Annotated in this window: 16 protein-coding genes and 1 tRNA gene; 10 read left to right on the forward strand and 7 right to left on the reverse strand. The window is 59.9% G+C overall.

Features of this window, described 5'->3' with window-relative positions; all coding sequences use genetic code 11:
* Positions 1-275: 275 nt before the first annotated feature.
* A tRNA-Pro gene (locus tag ADA16_RS03215) sits at positions 276-352 on the reverse strand.
* Between the two features lie 148 nt (positions 353-500).
* Entirely contained in the window at positions 501-1,436 is a 936-nt protein-coding gene (locus ADA16_RS03220) for a metallophosphoesterase (RefSeq protein ID WP_048759145.1), read from the reverse strand.
* Between the two features lie 39 nt (positions 1,437-1,475).
* On the opposite strand from ADA16_RS03220, the gene ADA16_RS03225 reads away from it, so the two are divergent.
* Positions 1,476-1,937: a GatB/YqeY domain-containing protein gene (locus ADA16_RS03225; protein ID WP_048759147.1), complete on the forward strand. Its 462-nt coding sequence runs from the start codon at positions 1,476-1,478 to the stop codon at positions 1,935-1,937.
* A gap of 106 nt (positions 1,938-2,043) precedes the next feature.
* On the opposite strand, the gene ADA16_RS03230 is transcribed toward ADA16_RS03225, so the two are convergent.
* The gene (locus ADA16_RS03230) at positions 2,044-4,458 is read right to left on the reverse strand and encodes a transglycosylase domain-containing protein (RefSeq protein WP_048759148.1); all 2,415 of its coding nucleotides are present in this window, start codon (positions 4,456-4,458) and stop codon (positions 2,044-2,046) included.
* Between the two features lie 368 nt (positions 4,459-4,826).
* On the opposite strand from ADA16_RS03230, the gene ADA16_RS03235 reads away from it, so the two are divergent.
* From ADA16_RS03235 to ADA16_RS03245, 4 genes are all read left to right on the forward strand, one after another.
* Positions 4,827-5,189, forward strand: a complete 363-nt coding sequence (locus ADA16_RS03235) for a WhiB family transcriptional regulator (protein WP_048759151.1) — start codon at positions 4,827-4,829, stop codon at positions 5,187-5,189.
* 88 nt (positions 5,190-5,277) lie between these two features.
* A complete protein-coding gene (locus ADA16_RS11220) occupies positions 5,278-5,439 on the forward strand; it encodes a hypothetical protein (RefSeq protein ID WP_141744780.1) in 162 nt (53 codons plus the stop codon).
* Positions 5,440-5,483: 44 nt separating this feature from the next.
* Positions 5,484-5,960 (forward strand): RidA family protein, encoded by a 477-nt coding sequence (locus ADA16_RS03240; RefSeq protein ID WP_048759152.1) that lies wholly within the window; start codon positions 5,484-5,486, stop codon positions 5,958-5,960.
* A 135-nt stretch (positions 5,961-6,095) separates the two neighbouring features.
* A complete protein-coding gene (locus ADA16_RS03245; RefSeq protein ID WP_048759157.1) occupies positions 6,096-6,911 on the forward strand; it encodes an MBL fold metallo-hydrolase in 816 nt (271 codons plus the stop codon).
* 731 nt (positions 6,912-7,642) lie between these two features.
* Here ADA16_RS03245 and glxR read toward each other — a convergent pair.
* On the reverse strand, positions 7,643-8,326 hold the full coding sequence (glxR, locus tag ADA16_RS03250; protein ID WP_048759160.1) for a CRP-like cAMP-activated global transcriptional regulator GlxR: 684 nt from the start codon (positions 8,324-8,326) through the stop codon (positions 7,643-7,645).
* Positions 8,327-8,832: 506 nt separating this feature from the next.
* Between glxR and nth the strand changes: the two genes are divergently transcribed.
* From nth to ADA16_RS03270, 4 genes are read left to right on the forward strand one after another with little or no spacing between them, the layout of a single operon-like run.
* Complete coding sequence (gene nth / locus ADA16_RS03255; protein WP_065421322.1) at positions 8,833-9,747, forward strand: endonuclease III; 915 nt, start codon at positions 8,833-8,835, stop codon at positions 9,745-9,747.
* 16 nt (positions 9,748-9,763) lie between these two features.
* A complete protein-coding gene (locus ADA16_RS03260; RefSeq protein ID WP_048759163.1) occupies positions 9,764-10,516 on the forward strand; it encodes a TlpA family protein disulfide reductase in 753 nt (250 codons plus the stop codon).
* The gene (locus tag ADA16_RS03265) at positions 10,513-11,415 is read left to right on the forward strand and encodes an NUDIX hydrolase (protein ID WP_048759164.1); all 903 of its coding nucleotides are present in this window, start codon (positions 10,513-10,515) and stop codon (positions 11,413-11,415) included. The genes ADA16_RS03260 and ADA16_RS03265 overlap by 4 nt, the downstream gene beginning before the upstream one ends.
* A complete protein-coding gene (locus ADA16_RS03270) occupies positions 11,412-12,608 on the forward strand; it encodes a MarP family serine protease (RefSeq protein WP_048759165.1) in 1,197 nt (398 codons plus the stop codon). Before ADA16_RS03265 ends, ADA16_RS03270 begins: the two co-directional genes overlap by 4 nt.
* A gap of 66 nt (positions 12,609-12,674) precedes the next feature.
* Here ADA16_RS03270 and ADA16_RS03275 read toward each other — a convergent pair whose 3' ends face one another.
* Both ADA16_RS03275 and ADA16_RS03280 read right to left on the reverse strand, forming a co-directional pair.
* Positions 12,675-13,652, reverse strand: a complete 978-nt coding sequence (locus ADA16_RS03275) for an alpha/beta fold hydrolase (protein ID WP_048759166.1) — start codon at positions 13,650-13,652, stop codon at positions 12,675-12,677.
* Between the two features lie 95 nt (positions 13,653-13,747).
* Positions 13,748-14,248 carry a phage holin family protein gene (locus ADA16_RS03280; RefSeq protein WP_048759167.1) on the reverse strand — a complete coding sequence of 167 codons (501 nt, stop codon included), beginning with the start codon at positions 14,246-14,248 and terminating at the stop codon, positions 13,748-13,750.
* A 204-nt stretch (positions 14,249-14,452) separates the two neighbouring features.
* Here ADA16_RS03280 and ADA16_RS03285 point away from each other — a divergent pair, with 204 nt between their 5' ends.
* Entirely contained in the window at positions 14,453-15,484 is a 1,032-nt protein-coding gene (locus tag ADA16_RS03285) for a hypothetical protein (RefSeq protein ID WP_082150640.1), read from the forward strand.
* 24 nt (positions 15,485-15,508) lie between these two features.
* On the opposite strand, the gene ADA16_RS03290 is transcribed toward ADA16_RS03285, so the two are convergent.
* Positions 15,509-16,390 (reverse strand): HAD family hydrolase, encoded by an 882-nt coding sequence (locus tag ADA16_RS03290; protein ID WP_048759168.1) that lies wholly within the window; start codon positions 16,388-16,390, stop codon positions 15,509-15,511.
* Positions 16,391-16,728 lie beyond the last annotated feature (338 nt).

Raw genomic sequence — 16,728 nt, forward strand, 5'->3', positions numbered from 1 at the left:
AGTTACTGACTGCGTTTATGTCAAAAATGGCCCGAAAAATGGCCTGAAAGCGTCATAAACTCGCACAGTTTCACATTTGCAGCCTCGGATTTTTCGGGCTGTCAGTTTTGCCACGTAACCCCGGGCTGTGGTGCTGCCGAAGTTGGCGCCTGACCAGTCACTACCTTGAGAACCAGGCACGCTTTTTGTCTAGCGTCCCTGAATGGCAGCGGAAAGTAGCCAATGACAAAACCCTCCCTCGCCCGGATAACTCCAGGTGAGAGAGGGTTTTTACTTGGTCGGGGTAGCGGGATTTGAACCCACGGCCTCTTCGTCCCGAACGAAGCGCGCTACCAAGCTGCGCCATACCCCGAGGCCACAGACACGAACTGGGAACATACGTCTCAGTGCTGTGCTTGCGAGGACTTACTTTAGCCCGACGCCGAGCAAGAATGCAAAACGCCTGCTTAACGGGCTGTGGGGGGGGGGGGCAAGCCCCAGGCCCTGTCGCACCCTACGAACTACGAATCCCGCTCCACAACCTCAATCAAGGTCGCGGATGGGCGGCAGAACAAGCGCACCGGGGCGTAAGGGGAAGTGCCAAGGCCATTAGAGACATGCAGCCATGTCTTTTCGGTCCAGCGCGACAGCCCCGAGGCTCGCGAACGGTCGATACCGCAGTTGGTCACGATGGCCTTCCCGCCAGGTAGGCAGACCTGGCCACCGTGTGTGTGGCCGGAAAGCACCAGGTCGTAGCCATCTTCCGCAAAAGCGTCCAACACGTGTGGCTCGGGGGAGTGCGACAAGCCGATAGCGATGTCGGCATCCGCATTCGGAGCGCCGGCGATCTGCGAATAATCCTCCAACTCGTGATGAGGGTCATCCACGCCGGACAGCGTCACCTTCACGCCGCCTGCTACAAACTCCAGCCGCGCATGGGTGGCATCCTGCCAACCGTGCTCAATAAACGCAGCGCGCATGCCGCGCCACGGCAGCTCGACGCGCGAGGGCTTGCGCTTCTCGCCCGTCAGGTACTTCAACGGGTTGACAGGCCGCGGCGCGAAGTAGTCATTCGTACCAAACACGAAGGCACCCGGACGGTTCAGCAGGGGGCCGAGCGCGTTGAGGACACTGGGAACGGCCTTGTCGCTTCCCAGGTTGTCGCCGGTATTAATCACCAGGTCAGGGTTCAGAGCATCGAGGCTGGCAACCCACTTCTGCTTCAACTTCTGGTCGGGGAGCATGTGGAAGTCGGAGACATGCAGAATCCGGAAAGGCTCACCCTCGCGCTTTCCCGCCCGGGCGAGCGTGCCGGGTGCCAGCACGGGAACTTGCACACGGTGGAGTTTAAATGCGCGCAATTCGATTTGGTTCGCGTAGATGAACGTCGTCAAGCCGAGCGTGGCGAGAGCTGCGGTAGACCGCAAAATTCGGTTGGAAAAAGCGCGCGATGTCATGACAGAGACACTATCAACTACAGCGGTAATCTAGGGCGTATGAGTGAACTGAAGAACACAATTGTCTCCGATATGACCGCCGCGATGAAGGCCCGCGACAAGGAAACCGTTGCGGCGCTGCGTATGCTGAAGGCCGCTATCCAGACTGAGGAGGTCTCCGGCTCCAAGCACGAGCTCACCGATGAAGAGGTGCTGCGTGTGATTGAGCGGGAGGTCAAGAAGCGTCGCGAGTCCGCTGAGATGTACACCGAGAACGGCCGCCAGGAGCTCGCCGACGCCGAGCTCGCCGAAGCAGAGGTTTTCGCCCGCTACCAGCCGGAACAGCTTGACGACGACGCCGTGAAGAACCTCGTCGCGGAATCCGTGGCCGAGGTTGCTGGCGATGATGCGCCGAGCATGAAGATCATGGGCCAGGTTATGAAGGTGGCCAAGGAAAAGGCCGCTGGCCAGGTTGACGGCAAGCGCCTTTCCGAGGCCGTTAAGGCTGCCCTGCAGGGCTAGTGCGCCCTTTCGGGGTTTTAAAAGCGCCGCGGTGACTTCTGGTAAGTTGCCGCGGCCATTTTTTAAACGACAGCTTTTAGAACCGTAGCTTCGAGAACGGCAGCTTTTAGAACGGCAACAGCGGAATCAAATCCCGCAAGTCCGGCACCGGCGGAGTGTTTGGACGAGGCAACTGCGGCAGTGGATCCGGCCGCGACGTCGTCGATTCCGGCCGTGGCGACGACGGCGGAGGTGGTGGCGGTGCCGGGCGGCGAGTGCCATCGGCCACGCGAATGGTGACGGTACCGCCCTTGAGAAGCAGCGGCGGCTGATCCAGCCCGACCACGATTCCGCGCGACTCGCCCGTGCGGGACACCGTGCGCTCCTCTACCTTGTAGCCGGCCTTCTTGAGGGCGTCCTTTGCCTCGGCTTTCTGCATGCCCACGACGTTTGGCATCTGGGTGATTGAGGTGCCCAGGCCGTAGTCCGAATCCATTGGTGGGAGGTTCTTTCCGCCGTAGTCCTCGATAATCGGGCCGACTGCGCCGAACCATGTCCGTGCGGGCTCGCGGCCGCCAAAGAGGTTGCCGTTCGGGCACTGGCGCAGCGGTGACGTGCACAGCTCCGTGACCGTCGGGGTGTCATTGTAGGCGTACACAGAGCCAGCCAAACCGCCGGTGAAGCCCAGGAACGCCGCAGACTGGTTCGACTCGGTGGTACCGGTCTTGGCCGCTACCGGGCCTTCCCATTTCAGCTCCTTCGCGGCATCCTTTGCCGTGCCATCGGTGGCATCATTGCTGAGTGCGTTGGCAATCGCGTGCGCGACACCCGGCTCCACTGCCTGCTCGCACGGTGGCACATTCAGCTTGACCTCATTGCCCTTGGAGTCCGTGATGGACTCAATCGGGGAGGGCTCGCACCAACGACCGTTGCTGGCCAGAGTGGCAGCGACATTGGACAGCTCGAGGTTATTCACCGACGTCGGCCCCAGCACGAACGAGCCGAGCTTATGCTCTGAGACATATTCCGCCACCGAGGACTCACCGTCAAAACTGCCCGGATCCGTGTATGAGCGCATGCCCAGACGCACGGCCATGTCCATCACGCCCTCGACACCGACCAGCTCTGAAATCTGAATAAAAGGCGTATTCGGCGACCGTGCGAGCGTCTCGCGCAGCGACATCGACGGCGGGAAAGTACCTACGTTCTCCACGCAGTACAGGCCCGGCGGACAGCCATCTGCGCCACCGGTGCCCAGCCCGGAGGCCTCATAACGACGCGGCACTGGGAAGTGGGTATCAACACCCAATCCCTTTTCCACTGCCGACGCCGCCGCGAAAATCTTAAAAATCGAGCCCGCGCCATTGCCCACCGGCGTAAACGGCTGCGGCTGCACGGTCTGCATGTGCTCCGCATCGAGGCCGTACACGCGTGACGACGCCATCGCGAGCAACTTCCTGGAGTCATCCCCAGGCTCAAGCAAACTCATGACCTCGGCTGCGCCGTTCGCAGTCGGTGACGCCTGCTGACGCAAAGACTCCTGCACGCTGTCCTGAACACGCGGGTCCAGCGTGGTCTTCACATGGAAGCCACCCCGCTTGAGCTTCTCGGTTTCAATACCGTGATTCTCCAGGTAAGAGACCACATAGTCACAGAAGAAACCGCGATCGCCCGCCGCGATGCAACCCTGCGGTAGGCGCTGGGGCTCCGGGAGAATACCGAGATCAGCAGCTTTGGCGTCCTGTGCCTCCTGATGGCTGATTGCCCCCGTGGATTCCATGGCCGCAAGCACGTCGTTACGCCGTGCATGAGCACCGTCCGGATTCGTATACGGATCGAGCCCGGAGGACTGCTGCACCATGCCCGCGAGCAGCGCGGCCTGGGGGAGATTCAGATCGGCCGCAGGAATACCGAAGTAGGTTTGAGCTGCAGCTTCCACGCCGAAAGCGCCATTGCCGAAGGGAACCAAGTTCAGGTACTTGGTGAGAACCTCGTCCTTCGTTAGCTCATCTTCCAGATCCAGCGCGATGCGGATTTCGCGGATCTTGCGCCCATAGTCCGTGGCAGTGGCAGCGCGGCGCTCCGATTCCGACTGTGCGTCCACCAGCAGCGTGTGGTTCTTAATCAACTGCTGCTCGATCGTGGAGGCGCCTTCCTGCACCGACTGAGACATGAAGTTCTTTACTGCCGCACGGGCAGTACCCTTCCAGTCCACACCAGAGTGCTCATAAAAGCGCCTATCCTCCACGCTGACCAGCGCGTTCTTCATGGCTGGTGAGATGCGTTCCGATGGCACATTAATCCGTCGCTGATCATAGAGCCACGCAATTGGCTGGTCATCCCGATCCGTAATAGTGGTGACCCCTGGTGCGTCCTTAGAAATTACCGAGCGTGATGCCGACGCGAATTCATCAGCTGTGCGTGCGACGAGGTAGGCCGAGCCGCCCACCAGAGGAAAGAGGGCGCTGGCCGTAATCAACGCAGCCAACACAGTGGCAACGGAGAGCTTGAACAGCGTCGAACCTTTATTCACAGCAATCACACTACAAGGTAGGGCGGATTGAGCCGAAGTGGGTTTTTGAAATCTCACTCAGAGGTATGTCCTGTGACCCCAGTAAAACGCCTGGCGAGCGGGGGTGAGTTCTGCGAGTTCTCTTACAATACCGGGCAACTCGTCGTGTGGTGGTTTCCGGAAAAAGATTTCCATAGTGACGCAAATCACCCCCGTGCTTTTGCGGTAAAAAGTTGTCCCACCTGCAGTGTTGTATTTAGAGCTGCGCCACGTCCACCCTCTCAGTGTGACCCAATCGACATTATTTGGATGGTGTGAATAGACTTACAACAAAATTTCAGCACTATTTAGTTGAAACTATTCCGAAATAACGAAATCGCAGGCACGAGGAGGCTACAATGACCGCCACGATTCCAGATCGCAACCGCACTGCTGCTACGCCAGGCTATGAGCTCGGAGTGGAGAGCTTCCGCGATCGTCAGGAGTGGGTCCCGCGCGCTAAGTGCCGCGATATTGACCCGGATAAGTTATTCGTTCGCGGTGCCGCACAGCGCGAGGCCGCAGTTATCTGCCGCCACTGTCCAGTGGTTCTGCAGTGCCGTGCCGACGCTCTGGATAACCGCGTCGAGTTCGGTGTCTGGGGTGGCCTGACTGAACGTCAGCGCCGCGCAATGCTGCGCGAGCACCCGGAAATTACTTCGTGGGCCGACTTCTACGCTGAGCAGTACGCAGCTCAGCGCAAGGCAAAGCTGGCCAAGTAAAAAGTCAAGCTGGCTAAGGGGCCAGGTAAAACCGAAGTAAAACTGAACCCCCAGCGCGCGAGGCTGGGGGACAGATAAAGTAGCTTCCATGACTACTAAATGGGAATACTTCACCGCACCGCTGCTCATTCACAACACCAAGGCCATCCTGGACAACTTTGGTGAGGACGGCTGGGAACTCGTCACCGTTCTCCCCGGCCCGACCGGCGAAAATCACGTTGGTTACTTCAAGCGCCCGAAGACTGATTAACTTTATTCGCCCGGCCCTAGTCACCGTGGAAAGGCTTAATTTAAATGAGCAACTCTGAATCTCGCACTCCGTCCCAGGCTCTCGAGGGCCTGGGGCTTACCCTGCCTGCGGTTGCCGCGCCGGTTGCGGCCTATGTTCCCGCAACACGCACGGGCAACCTCGTTTTCACTTCCGGTCAGCTGCCGTTCGTCAACGGCGAGCTCACCCACGTCGGCCACGTTGGCGCAGAGGTTACTGCCGAGGAGGCCCAGGAGGCCGCCCGCACCTGCGCTTTGAACGCGTTGGCCGCAGTCGATGCGGAGGTCGGTCTCGACAATGTCACCCGCATCGTGAAGGTCGTCGGCTTCGTCAACTCCGCCGCCGGATTCACTGGTCAGCCGGGCGTTATCAACGGAGCTTCCGAGCTCTTCGGCGACGTCTTCGGTGAATGTGGTCAACACGCCCGCTCTGCAGTGGGGGTCAATCAGCTTCCGCTGGACGCTCCCGTGGAAGTCGAAATCATCGTTGAAGTAGCCCAGTAGCTACTGTATTGGCTGCCGTGAGCAGCGAGGATGCTGCGTTCTCCGGGACGTCGTGAAGCGTGCTTACACCCAAATGAGCCGATTTGGAGGACGCAGCGCGCTCCCCGGATTGCGCAACCACGTAGGATAGAGGACATGGAGCATCCTGCGTATAGCCAACTGCGTCAGATTTCTCAGTCTGTGGGCGTCGTTCTTTGCCCGAACCCCAGCTACTCTTCGCTGGAGGGCACGAACTCCTACGTTATTAAGGCTGAGGGGGATAGTCGTAGCATTGTCATCGATCCAGGCCCGGAGGACGAGGGACACTTGAACGTCCTCCAGCGTTATGCTGGCGACGTTGCGTTGATTCTGCTGACGCACCGTCATGGCGACCACGCTGATGGCGCCGCACGTTTCCGCCAGCTCACCGGTGCCCCGATTCGTGAGCTGGAGTCTCAGTACTGTGCGGGAGGTCAGGATCCGCTTGTCGACGGCGAACGTATCGCCCTCGACGGAGTGACCCCGCAGATTGAGGTCGTGGCAACCCCCGGTCACACCGCTGATTCCGTCTGCTTCTTCATTCACAGCGGTGATGGCGAAGACGATGTTGAAGGCATCGTTACCGGTGACACTATCGCTGGTCGCCACACCACTATGATCTCGGAGACCGACGGCGACCTGGGTAAGTACATGGAAACCCTGGAAATGCTGGATTCGCGCGGCAAGGGCGTTCGTTTGCTGCCTGGTCATGGCGCTGACCTGCCGGACATCACTGTTATGACGCAGAAGTACATTGAGCGTCGCAAGCTGCGCCTGCAGCAGGTAAAGGACGCCGTTGCCAAGCTGGGTGACGAAGCTACGGTCGACCAGATTGTGGATGAGATTTACACCGATGTCGATCCGGTGCTGCGTCATGCTGCTGAGCAGTCGACTCGTGTGACCCTGCGCTATCTGCGCGATCACGGGGAGTAATTGCTGGGCTTTGGCTTGGGCTTTGGCTGTTGCTTTGCCTGGCTTGGGTCGAGCTCGGGCTGGGGCACGGTTTTAGTGCCCGCATAATTTAGCGCGCAACCTGCATGTGCATCTGCAGGTTGCGCGCTTTTTGTTTTGTGCTTTTTGTTTTGCTTGGGCCGGTTTTGGGCTAGTGCTGGTTGGGGTGGGTTGGGGGAGGCTGTGGTTGTGCTGGGCTGAGTCTGTGACTTATGGCTCAAAAATAACCTATGGCTCGAAAGTGAACATATGGCTTTGTATACGCGGCCGAACGTTATTCTCGAGCCACAGGTCACTTTTGAGCTATGCGTGGCGGTGGCATGGCCTAGTCGGGGCCAGCTCAATCACGTATCGATGAGGTATCCACTTGTCGATGAGCTATAGCGCACGCATAAGTGAACAGCGCATCGACAAGTGATTGATGCGGGGAGGAATCGGTGAATGGTGCATCGATAGGTGCCGGGAAAGCGTCGATGAGTGGCAGAAAAAGCGGGACGCATCGATAAGTGCGCCAAACTTGGCCATAATTCGGCCAATGGGGGTGGGGCCAGCATGGCAGGCCAGCGGGGAAGACAACAAAAATCCCGCGAGCCTCATGCGTTTCATGTGCTCCTACGGGAACCGAGGAACCAAAAGCAGAGGCTGCGGGATGTGAGTCGTTTGGGCAGCGCCACAAGCACCACAAGCGCAACAAGCGCAACAAGCGCAACAAGCTAGCGTGCGCGTCGAGCCAAACGCTCCGTATCGGAGATGAGCACGGACTTGCCCTCAAGGCGAATCCAGCCACGGTGGGCGAACTCTGCCAGAGCCTTGTTAACGGTCTCACGGGAGGCGCCGACGAGCTGTGCGATTTCCTCCTGAGTCAGGTCGTGGTTCACACGGAGTGCGGACCCCTCTTGAACACCGAAGCGGTTAGCGAGCTGAAGCAGAGACTTGGCCACACGGCCAGGGACATCAGTGAAGATGAGGTCAGCCAGCGAGTTGTTGGTGCGACGCAGGCGGCGGGCCAGCATGCGCAGCAGCTGGGCTGGAACATCTGGGTGGGAGGCAACCCATTCCTGCAGCTGATCGGCGCTCATGGATGCGGCGGAAACCTCAGTGACGCAGACTGCCGAAGACGTACGCGGACCCGGGTCGAAGATGGAGAGCTCACCGAACATGTCGGACGGGCCCATGATGGTCAACAGGTTTTCACGACCGTCGGCTGAGCGACGAGCCAGCTTCACCTTGCCATCAATAATGATGTAGAGCCGATCACCCGGCTCGCCCTCATTGAAGATGGTGGTTCCACGCGGGAAGCGAACCGTCTCGAGCTCGCCGAGCAAGGCCTGCACAGCCTCCTGGTCGACTCCCTGAAATACACCGGCCCGGGAGAGAATCTCCTTGACGTCATCCACGGTAAAATTCTCCTGTCTTGGGCCGCTAACCACCGTAAACACAGGCCAGCAGCCACCAAATTTACACTCGACTACAGACTGCAGTGGTCAAACAGGAAGAGAATCTGCCCCATCCCACTACTTTCGGTCTTTCCCGGTAACGCCGCTGCCAGCTTTCAAGGCAGGTTCATCCCTGGGCGAATTTCACGACAAATCGCCTCTATAGATGCATCCCAAAACTACGCCGTCACCAAGATGTGATAAGCACCACTGTAGCAAAAGAGTCACTGCTCCTGTGGAGAATTCTGGTGAAAAGCCTCTGAACTGTGTATTTCTAAATAGCAATGCGCTAACGGTGTTCCAAGTTGTGGTTGGTCGTGACCTTTTTCGACTTTTCTGACCGATTGCGCCCGAGCTTCAACTGGTTGCATCCGCATCTCTGGCGAACCTAAGGATCCCGTCCGCGAAAGGTATGACGAAAGGTACGCGCACTAATTGCAATCCGGGGTAGCCGATACACTACGACCATGGATACGACCGGCAAGGCATCGTCGATAAGCAAACCTCAGCCCACGCACCCGCAGGGGACCCTGACGTCGAAGAAACGTCGGGCGGTGGGGGCGCATCCGGCGGCGCGGGGGAAGGAGACGCGTCTGGGGATGGTGCGGCGCGCGCGGCGGATTAATCGCACTCTGGCGGTGGCGTACCCGAATGCGCACTGTGAGCTGGACTTTCGTAATCCGTATGAGCTCGCGGTGGCGACAATTCTGTCCGCGCAGTGCACGGACGTGCGGGTGAATATGACCACGCCGGCGCTGTTCGCTAGGTACCCCAGCCCAGCCGATTTGGCGGTTGCGAACCAGGAGGAAGTCGAAGAGCTCGTTCGGCCGACGGGGTTCTATAGGAATAAGGCCGCGAACATCATCGGCTTTGCCCAGGGGGTGATGGAACAGCACGGCGGCGAGGTGCCGGGCACGTTGGAGGAGCTGGTAAAGCTGCCGGGCGTTGGCCGCAAGACCGCGAATGTGGTGTTGGGAAATGCTTTTGGGGTGCCGGGATTGACGGTCGATACGCATTTTGGGCGCCTTGTGCGGCGCATGGGGCTCACTGCGCAGGAGGATCCGGTGCGCGTGGAGCACGAGATGATGGAGGTGCTGCCGCGCGCGGAGTGGACCTGGTTTTCGCATCGGCTGATTTTCCACGGTCGCCGGGTGTGCCATTCGCGCCGGGCGGCGTGCGGGGCGTGCTTCTTGGCGGCGGATTGCCCGTCATATGGCGTGGCGGGCCCGGCGGAGCCGGAGACTGCGGAGAAGTTGATTAAGTCAGACGACAGGGAATGGCTTCTCTACCTGGCCGGTCTTAATGACGGCTACAGTGGGAAGGAACTTTCCGCGCTTGACGACGGTCACAGCGCGCGCAACACCACAGCGACACAGGACTAGTCGAGGAGCACTTTTTGTGAATGAGCAGGACGGTCGTAGTCACAATGGTGGCCGCAATGAGGACCGGCAGGCGGACGTTAATCGTCGCGCATCGCTGATTACTCTGCTCATCGCGGGAATTAGCATTGTGGGTCTGGTGATCTTCGCGATTGTGAACACCACTGGCGGCAGTGGCCAGACCGATGATGGTGAGTCCGGAGCTAGTGTGAGTGTGGGGGTGGATGATGCTGGTGGTGTTGGCGGTGCTGGCGAAGCGGGGGACGAACCCGCAGCGCCCGCAATGTCGAAGGACGAAATCGCAGTGGTAGCGGGTAGCGGCTCGCTGAGTGGTGTGCGCTTGCCGCTGTTGACGGAGCAGGGCGACTCAGCAGGCCAAGACCACGAGGCCGACCAAGCGGAACTGGTGGACATGGGGCAGGTCGTCGAGGGCAAGCCAACCGTCCTGAACGTCTGGGCATGGAACTGTGCGCCGTGTCGCCAAGAGCTGCCCCTTATCGAGCAATGGGCTAAGGACAACCCAGATGTGCAGGTGGTGACGGTGCACGCGGCTCGTGAGGCAGGGCGTGGCCAGGCCTTCCTGCGGGAAATCGGAGTGAATCTGCCGACCTATTCGGACACCGTCGACGTAATCGGGCCAGTGTTGAATCTTCCGCGAGTTGTTCCCATCACTGTGGTGTTTAGGGAAGATGGCACGGTGGCGGCCATGCATCCGGGTGAATTCACCGATGCACAGCAGATTACTGATCTCGTGCGAGGTGCATTGAAGTGACTCAGGGACAAGCGTGGAATCGCGACGCAAGCTCGGGGTTGTATCTGCCGAAGTGGCTGACCAATAGTTTGCCGCCGCATCTGGTCAGCGCTGATTACGCCACAGCTGATCAAGACGCGGCAGCCAGCGTTGCGGTTGGTCACTCCACCACAGGTCGCACCAACAGCACCAACCACGCCACAACAGGTCACTCGGAGCAGCAGGTGGCCGGGCGCTCCGTTGCGTCGTCAAGCGTGAAGCGCGCGTTTGCGAAGTTGCGGCGAGACTCATCGACGCAGGAGGAACCGTTGCGAAATCCTGCGCGATCCGCGGTGTTGGTGCTGCTCAGCGGTGATGCGCAGGCGCACCAGCGGCCGGAGGATGCCAGTGTGGTGCTCACACACAGAGCGACAACGCTGCGTAAGCACGCAGGTCAGATGGCGTTTCCGGGCGGTCGCGTTGACCCTGAGGACGTGGATGAGGTCGATACCGCGTTGCGTGAAGCCGAGGAAGAGACCGGGTTGAACCGAGAGACGGTGACGCCGGTGCGGGTGCTGAACTCGATTGATATTTCGCGAACGGGCTTCGCGGTCAATCCGGTATTGGCGTATTGGCATGCACCGCATCCGCTGCGTGTAGTCGACCCGGGAGAGACGGAATCGGTGCTCAATGTGCCAATAAGCCACCTGACAAATCCGGACAACCGCATGATGCTCGGCTATCACGGCTGGACAGGGCCGGCTTTTAAGGTCGGTGACTTCGTTGTCTGGGGCTTCACCGGCGGCGTGCTGTCCTACTTGCTGGACGTGGCCGGCTGGTCGGAACCGTGGGACGAGACCAACGTGCAGAAACTTTTGCCGGTGCTCGCGCGTTCCGCTAATGGTGAAAAACTGTCCATATTGAAGGGAGGCCGACGATGATGCCTGCAATCGCTGTGTTTGATGTTGCGCTGCTGGCGATTTTCGTTTTCGCGCTCGTCGTCGGCTGGCACCAGGGTGCGGTGTCGTCCGTCATGGCCATTTTGGGTGTTGTCCTGGGCTTGGTTATTGGTGTGCCCTTGGCGCCGTTGGCGATGACGCAGGTAGAAAACCAGTCGGGGAAGGTCCTCTTGGGCCTTGGCACGGTTATTCTGCTTGCCCTGATCGGTCATGCGGTGGGAACAGTGACGGGGCAGTCGCTGCGGAATACCATTCGCTCGCCGCTGGCGGTCGGTCTGGATTCCAGCCTCGGTGCCATTGTGCAGTCCGTGACGGCGCTGGTAGTGACATGGATGATTGCTGTGCCGCTGGCCACAGCCGTGCCCGGACAATTCGCCGATTGGGTGCGTGAGTCCAAGGGCATGAACCTCATTGATCAGGTCGCGCCTGGCGAATGGAGCGACGGCTTCAGCGGCATCGTCCGTCAGCTCCGCGATGATGGGATGCCTGCCATCGCTCCGCCATTCGGCCACAAGCAGAACGTCCCCGATGAGCCCGTTGACCCCAATGTGATTTCGCAAGGCGTCGTCGACAGCATTCGACCGTCCATCGTCCGCGTCTTAGGTGAGGCCCCACAGTGCGAACGCTTGCTGCAGGGCACGGGCTTTGTCATCGCACCGGATCTGATTCTGACCAACGCGCACGTGGTCGCTGGCGCCACTACTGTTCGGCTGGAAACCGTGGTCGGCATGGCTGACGCAAATGTCGTGCACTACGATCCGCTTGACGACGTCGCCCTGCTCCGAACCACCGATCTGCCGCTGGAACCCATGCAGTGGGCTGAACAGGAAGCTCGTCCGGGGGATGATGCGGTAGTGCTGGGCTTTCCCGAGTCCGGTCCGTTTAAAGCCACGCCTGCGCGCGTGACAGAGAACATCATTATTCGCGGTCCGGACATCTATTCGTCGACTCGGCACGAGCGCCAGTCGTATGTTCTGAAGGCGGATGTACGCCACGGTAACTCGGGTGGCCCACTGATAACGCCACAAGGCCAGATCCTGGGTCTGGTCTTCGGTGCTGGTGTGAACAATGACCAGACTGGTTACGCGCTACCGCACGCTGAGGTGCAGCCGCACATTGATGAGGCGATGGATAACTACGGGGTCATTAGCACGCAGCAGTGCGTGGCGGGGTAAGTGGCAAGTCCGGGGGGGGTCCCTAGCTGCAGGGAAGTTACTGGCTAGCTTCAGCTGAACCGGAGCCTAAGACCCCTCCGGCAACCAGTCCAAGTGGTCGCTGATTGCTTGCACCACAGCCTGCGGATTCTCCACCGGCAAGAAGTGCCCGCAGTCCGGCACGACGCGCACATGGGCGGAGCTGAGCTCTACCAGCGCACGTGGGGTACGCGTGTCCTGCTCGCCGACGAGCAGCACAGTGCGCTCATCGCTTTTCGACGAACCCTCCATCGCGCCTAACCACTTGCGGAAAGCGGCCGGAGCCGGCCGTGTCCACCAGTTCATGTGAGCCAGGGCCGGGCGGAGGGCGCCACTAGCCAGACTGTCAGCCATGAGTTCCGCGGTCTCTTGCCCCTGTGGGGTCTCGGCAAATCCCTCTCCGGCGGTGGACATGGACTCGCGCACAATGCGGTCAATGAGTCGCTGCTGGCGAGCCTCAGCCGCCTGCGTGCTGAGCTTATTGCGACGCAACCGCGGCATCCTCGGGCGCGCGTCCCACCACGAACGGCGCAGCAGCGGGGCCAGACTGCTGCGGAAGTCCTCCGACCACGGGCTCTTCAACTGGTTGAGCCACACCTTCGGATGCGCGGCACCGCAACCAATGATTCCAGCGACAAGGTTCGGTTGCCGCGAAGCCAACGTCCACGCCACCCACGTGCCGAACCCCTGACAGACCAGCAGCGCGGTCGAGTGCCCCAATGAGCGAATCGACGAGGCGATGTCCTGGGCCGCCTCAAACGGGTCGTAGCCATTCGGGGTGCGGTCGGACTGATCGTAGCCACGCATAGAGATAGCCACCGCGTGCACGGGGAGGGGGTCGCCCGAGTCGTCGTTAAGCAGTGGCAAGACCTCGCGCCATTCAAACCAACCGCCAGTCGAGCCGTGAATGAACAGCACGAGCGGATCGGAGGGGCGGCCGCACTCGGCGATGTGCAGGCGCTGGCCGCGGACGTGAATGAGACGATGACGCCAGGGGCCAGTGAGGGAATCGCTGAGGGAGGTCATAAGGGGAAAATACCTTATCCGAAGGGCTTAAACCGAGACTAAATAAGACAAAATGGGCGAGACTGACAAAGTCCCGCCCATTTTCTTTCAAGCCTTTAGGTGTACAGACCGTTCGACTGCGAAGACTTGTTCTCGGACCCCGACGGCACGACCGTCTTGAGTTCCTGCACCGATTCGATGGTCTTCTCTGGCTTGCGGATCGACTTGACCTTCTTCAGACCCAGCAGTGCCGCGACACCGGCGATGACCAGCATCAGAACGAAAACGATGAGGAATGCAGCCCAAGTCGGCAGCCAAAGATCCAGCAGCCAGCCGAGGAAGAAGAAAAAGAAGAACGAGGAGTACAGCGCGACGACGCCGGCAACCGCGAAGAAGCCACCGCCAACTGCACCCTTCTTAGCCTCGCCAGCAATTTCAGCCTTGGCCAGCTCAATCTCAGAGCGAACCAGAGCGGAAATCTGCGTAGAAGCATTAGACACGAGCTGGCCGATGCTGGCATCGCCCGAAGCGTTGCTATCCACATCGCTCAGCGGGATAGCGGTAACACGCGGTTCGGTGCCGTCGGTAAAGAGACCCTTCGTATCGTCGTTGCTCACGTGTACTTCCTCCTACGCAGATGGTTGGAAAAGATGGTTTGAAACTTTAAAACTGCAGTTACAAACTGCCATACTACCTCTCATTGTGGGGAGAGCGCGCCACAAGGGCGAAAAAGCCAAGAACTCGTTGAAGTTTTTCTCATCTTTGACCATTTCTATATAAGTTTGTCACTTACTTAGCGGTGAAGAATTAGGGTGTGGGATATGAACAATCAGCCTGAGAACGTGCGTGGAGCCGATGGAATTGGTGCCGGTGCTGGCAATGGTGTGGGCGCCGGAAAAGGTGGCCTAGCTGGCATGAGTCTGGGCGTGTCCTCGGTGTCGGCGAAGAAGCGCGCAGAGCGTGAGGCAGCGCAGGCGAAGGCATCTGCTGGTGGCGCTGGCGGTGCTGACGGTGCTTCCGGCGCAGGGGGAGCGTCCGCAGCGGTGGAGGAATCCGCCGCTGCCACCCTTCAGCTTGATCCCAAGGATCCCCTCGCGCCCCTTTGGCAGCTCGACGGCGTTGCGCACGCCGCTGATGTCGCGGCCAAGGCTATCCAGGCCGTCCACCGACACAAGGCCAACCTGCGCAAGCACAACGTCACCGGCTCCGAGTCGGTGCTTCGTGGCGCTCGGGCATCGGCGTGGCTAGAGGGCGGCGAGCCAGCGCTTCCCGACGACGGCAACATCACCGACCCCGTGCTCGCCGCAGCCTTGCGAGTTGCGGACACCATTTCCCCGGAGTCAATTGGTGAGACCACCCGCGTGTGGCAGCGTGCTCCGCAGCAGGTGCTGGCCAAGTTTGCGTTGAACGCATCGCCCGCAGGTGAGACTGAAGACGGTTCCGAGGCGCGGATGAAAGCCGGGCGTCCGGTTGGTGACGACAAGCTCTCGTCTGCGATGAAGGAGCAGCGTCTGCACGTGCTCGGTGACTTCATCACTGGCCGCAGCCAAATCCACGCTGGCGTGCTTTCGGCGATTGTGCACGGTGAGCTGCTGACTCTGCGCCCCTTTGAGTACCACAACGGCATCATCGCCCGCGCCGCCTCGCGGCTGACGACTGTCGCAACCGGCCTGGATCCGCGTGGCTTGGCCGTGCCCGAGGTCTACTGGACTCGCCACCGCCAGGAGTATTTCGAGGCCGCAGAGGGGTTCGCGTCGGGAAGCGCCGATGGCCTGCGTGCGTGGATTCTCCTGCATCTGGAAGGGCTGAAGGCCGGTGCCGTGGAAGCGCGCGGTATCGCCGAAGCGGTGTAGGCGGGCCGGCTGCTGGATGGTGGGTTAGTCGGCCTTTGGCTCGTCGTCGTTTTTGCGCAGTGCCAACAGTGTCGCACCCGCGCCAAGCGCTAGTGTGACGCCGGCAAGAATTGCAGCATTGCGTTTCGACGGCGCGCGAAACAGCGGGACGGGATTCCGGAATTGGCGCACAGGCCACTCACGCTCCGCCGCAATCTTGCGCAGAGCGCGATCGGGATTGACCACAACGGGATGGCCGACTGCAGCCAGCATGGGCTCATCAGTGATGGAATCCGAGTACGCAAAGCATTCGGCCAGGTCAAGTTGGTGCTTTTTCGCTATCCGACGCATCTGCACGGCCTTGTTCTCGCCTCGGCAGAAGAACTCCGTTTCGCCGGTGAAGACCCCGTCGCGGACCTCCAGCTCCGTGGCCACCACGTTGTAGACACCGAGTGCCTGCGCAATGGGCTCAACGATTTGGCGAGCCGATGCCGAGATAATAAACACCTGGTGCCCCTGCGCGCGGTGTTCACGGATGAGGTCCAGCGCCTCGGCGTAGATGTACGGCGTGATGTTCTGCTCTAGGGTTTCGATGGCTACCTGGCGCAGTTCCCTGGCGCTGTGACCAGCGATAAGAGCGGAAAACTGCTCGCGTGTGGCCTCCATTTGTACCTCATCGTGTCCCTGTGACATGTACAGGGCATGGCTAAGTGCCATCTGCAGCATGTCCGTCGGCGAAATGATGCCACGCTCGAGGAACTGCTTGTTGAATGCATATGCCGAACTCTTGGCAATAATGGTTTTATCCAGGTCAAAGAACGCAGCGACGCGAGCGTCAGCGGTGGCGGGGGCATCTTCCGTGATGCGTGTGTCCGTAGAAACGTGCGGCTGCGGCGTTGTTGAAGCCCTGTTCTCGCCGGTGTTCATAGACTCTGAGCTTCCCCATGGATGTCGGGCTCGGGGAGACGTGACATCGAATATCGTGACATCGAACATATTGGGCATTAAATCCTTTAAAAGGTATTTGCAGATTCCTCGGGATATGTAATACTTGGACGTGGCTGGCCCCTTCTAGTTCTTTTTAGAAACAGACTGCGAGGCCGCCCCGGCTCAATTCCCCCCCGAGCCGGTTAAAGACGCCTCGCGCCAATCCCCCCCCGGCGCGGGGCGTCGCCCCTTTTTGGCCCAATGTTGAAGGGTTATGTAGTAAAAATGCGGGCTGCAAATGTGAAACTGTGCGAGTTTATGACACTTTCAGGCCGGTA

The organism is Corynebacterium vitaeruminis (genome assembly GCF_001054325.1).
In the GTDB taxonomy this organism is placed as follows: Bacteria; Actinomycetota; Actinomycetes; order Mycobacteriales; family Mycobacteriaceae; genus Corynebacterium; species Corynebacterium vitaeruminis_A.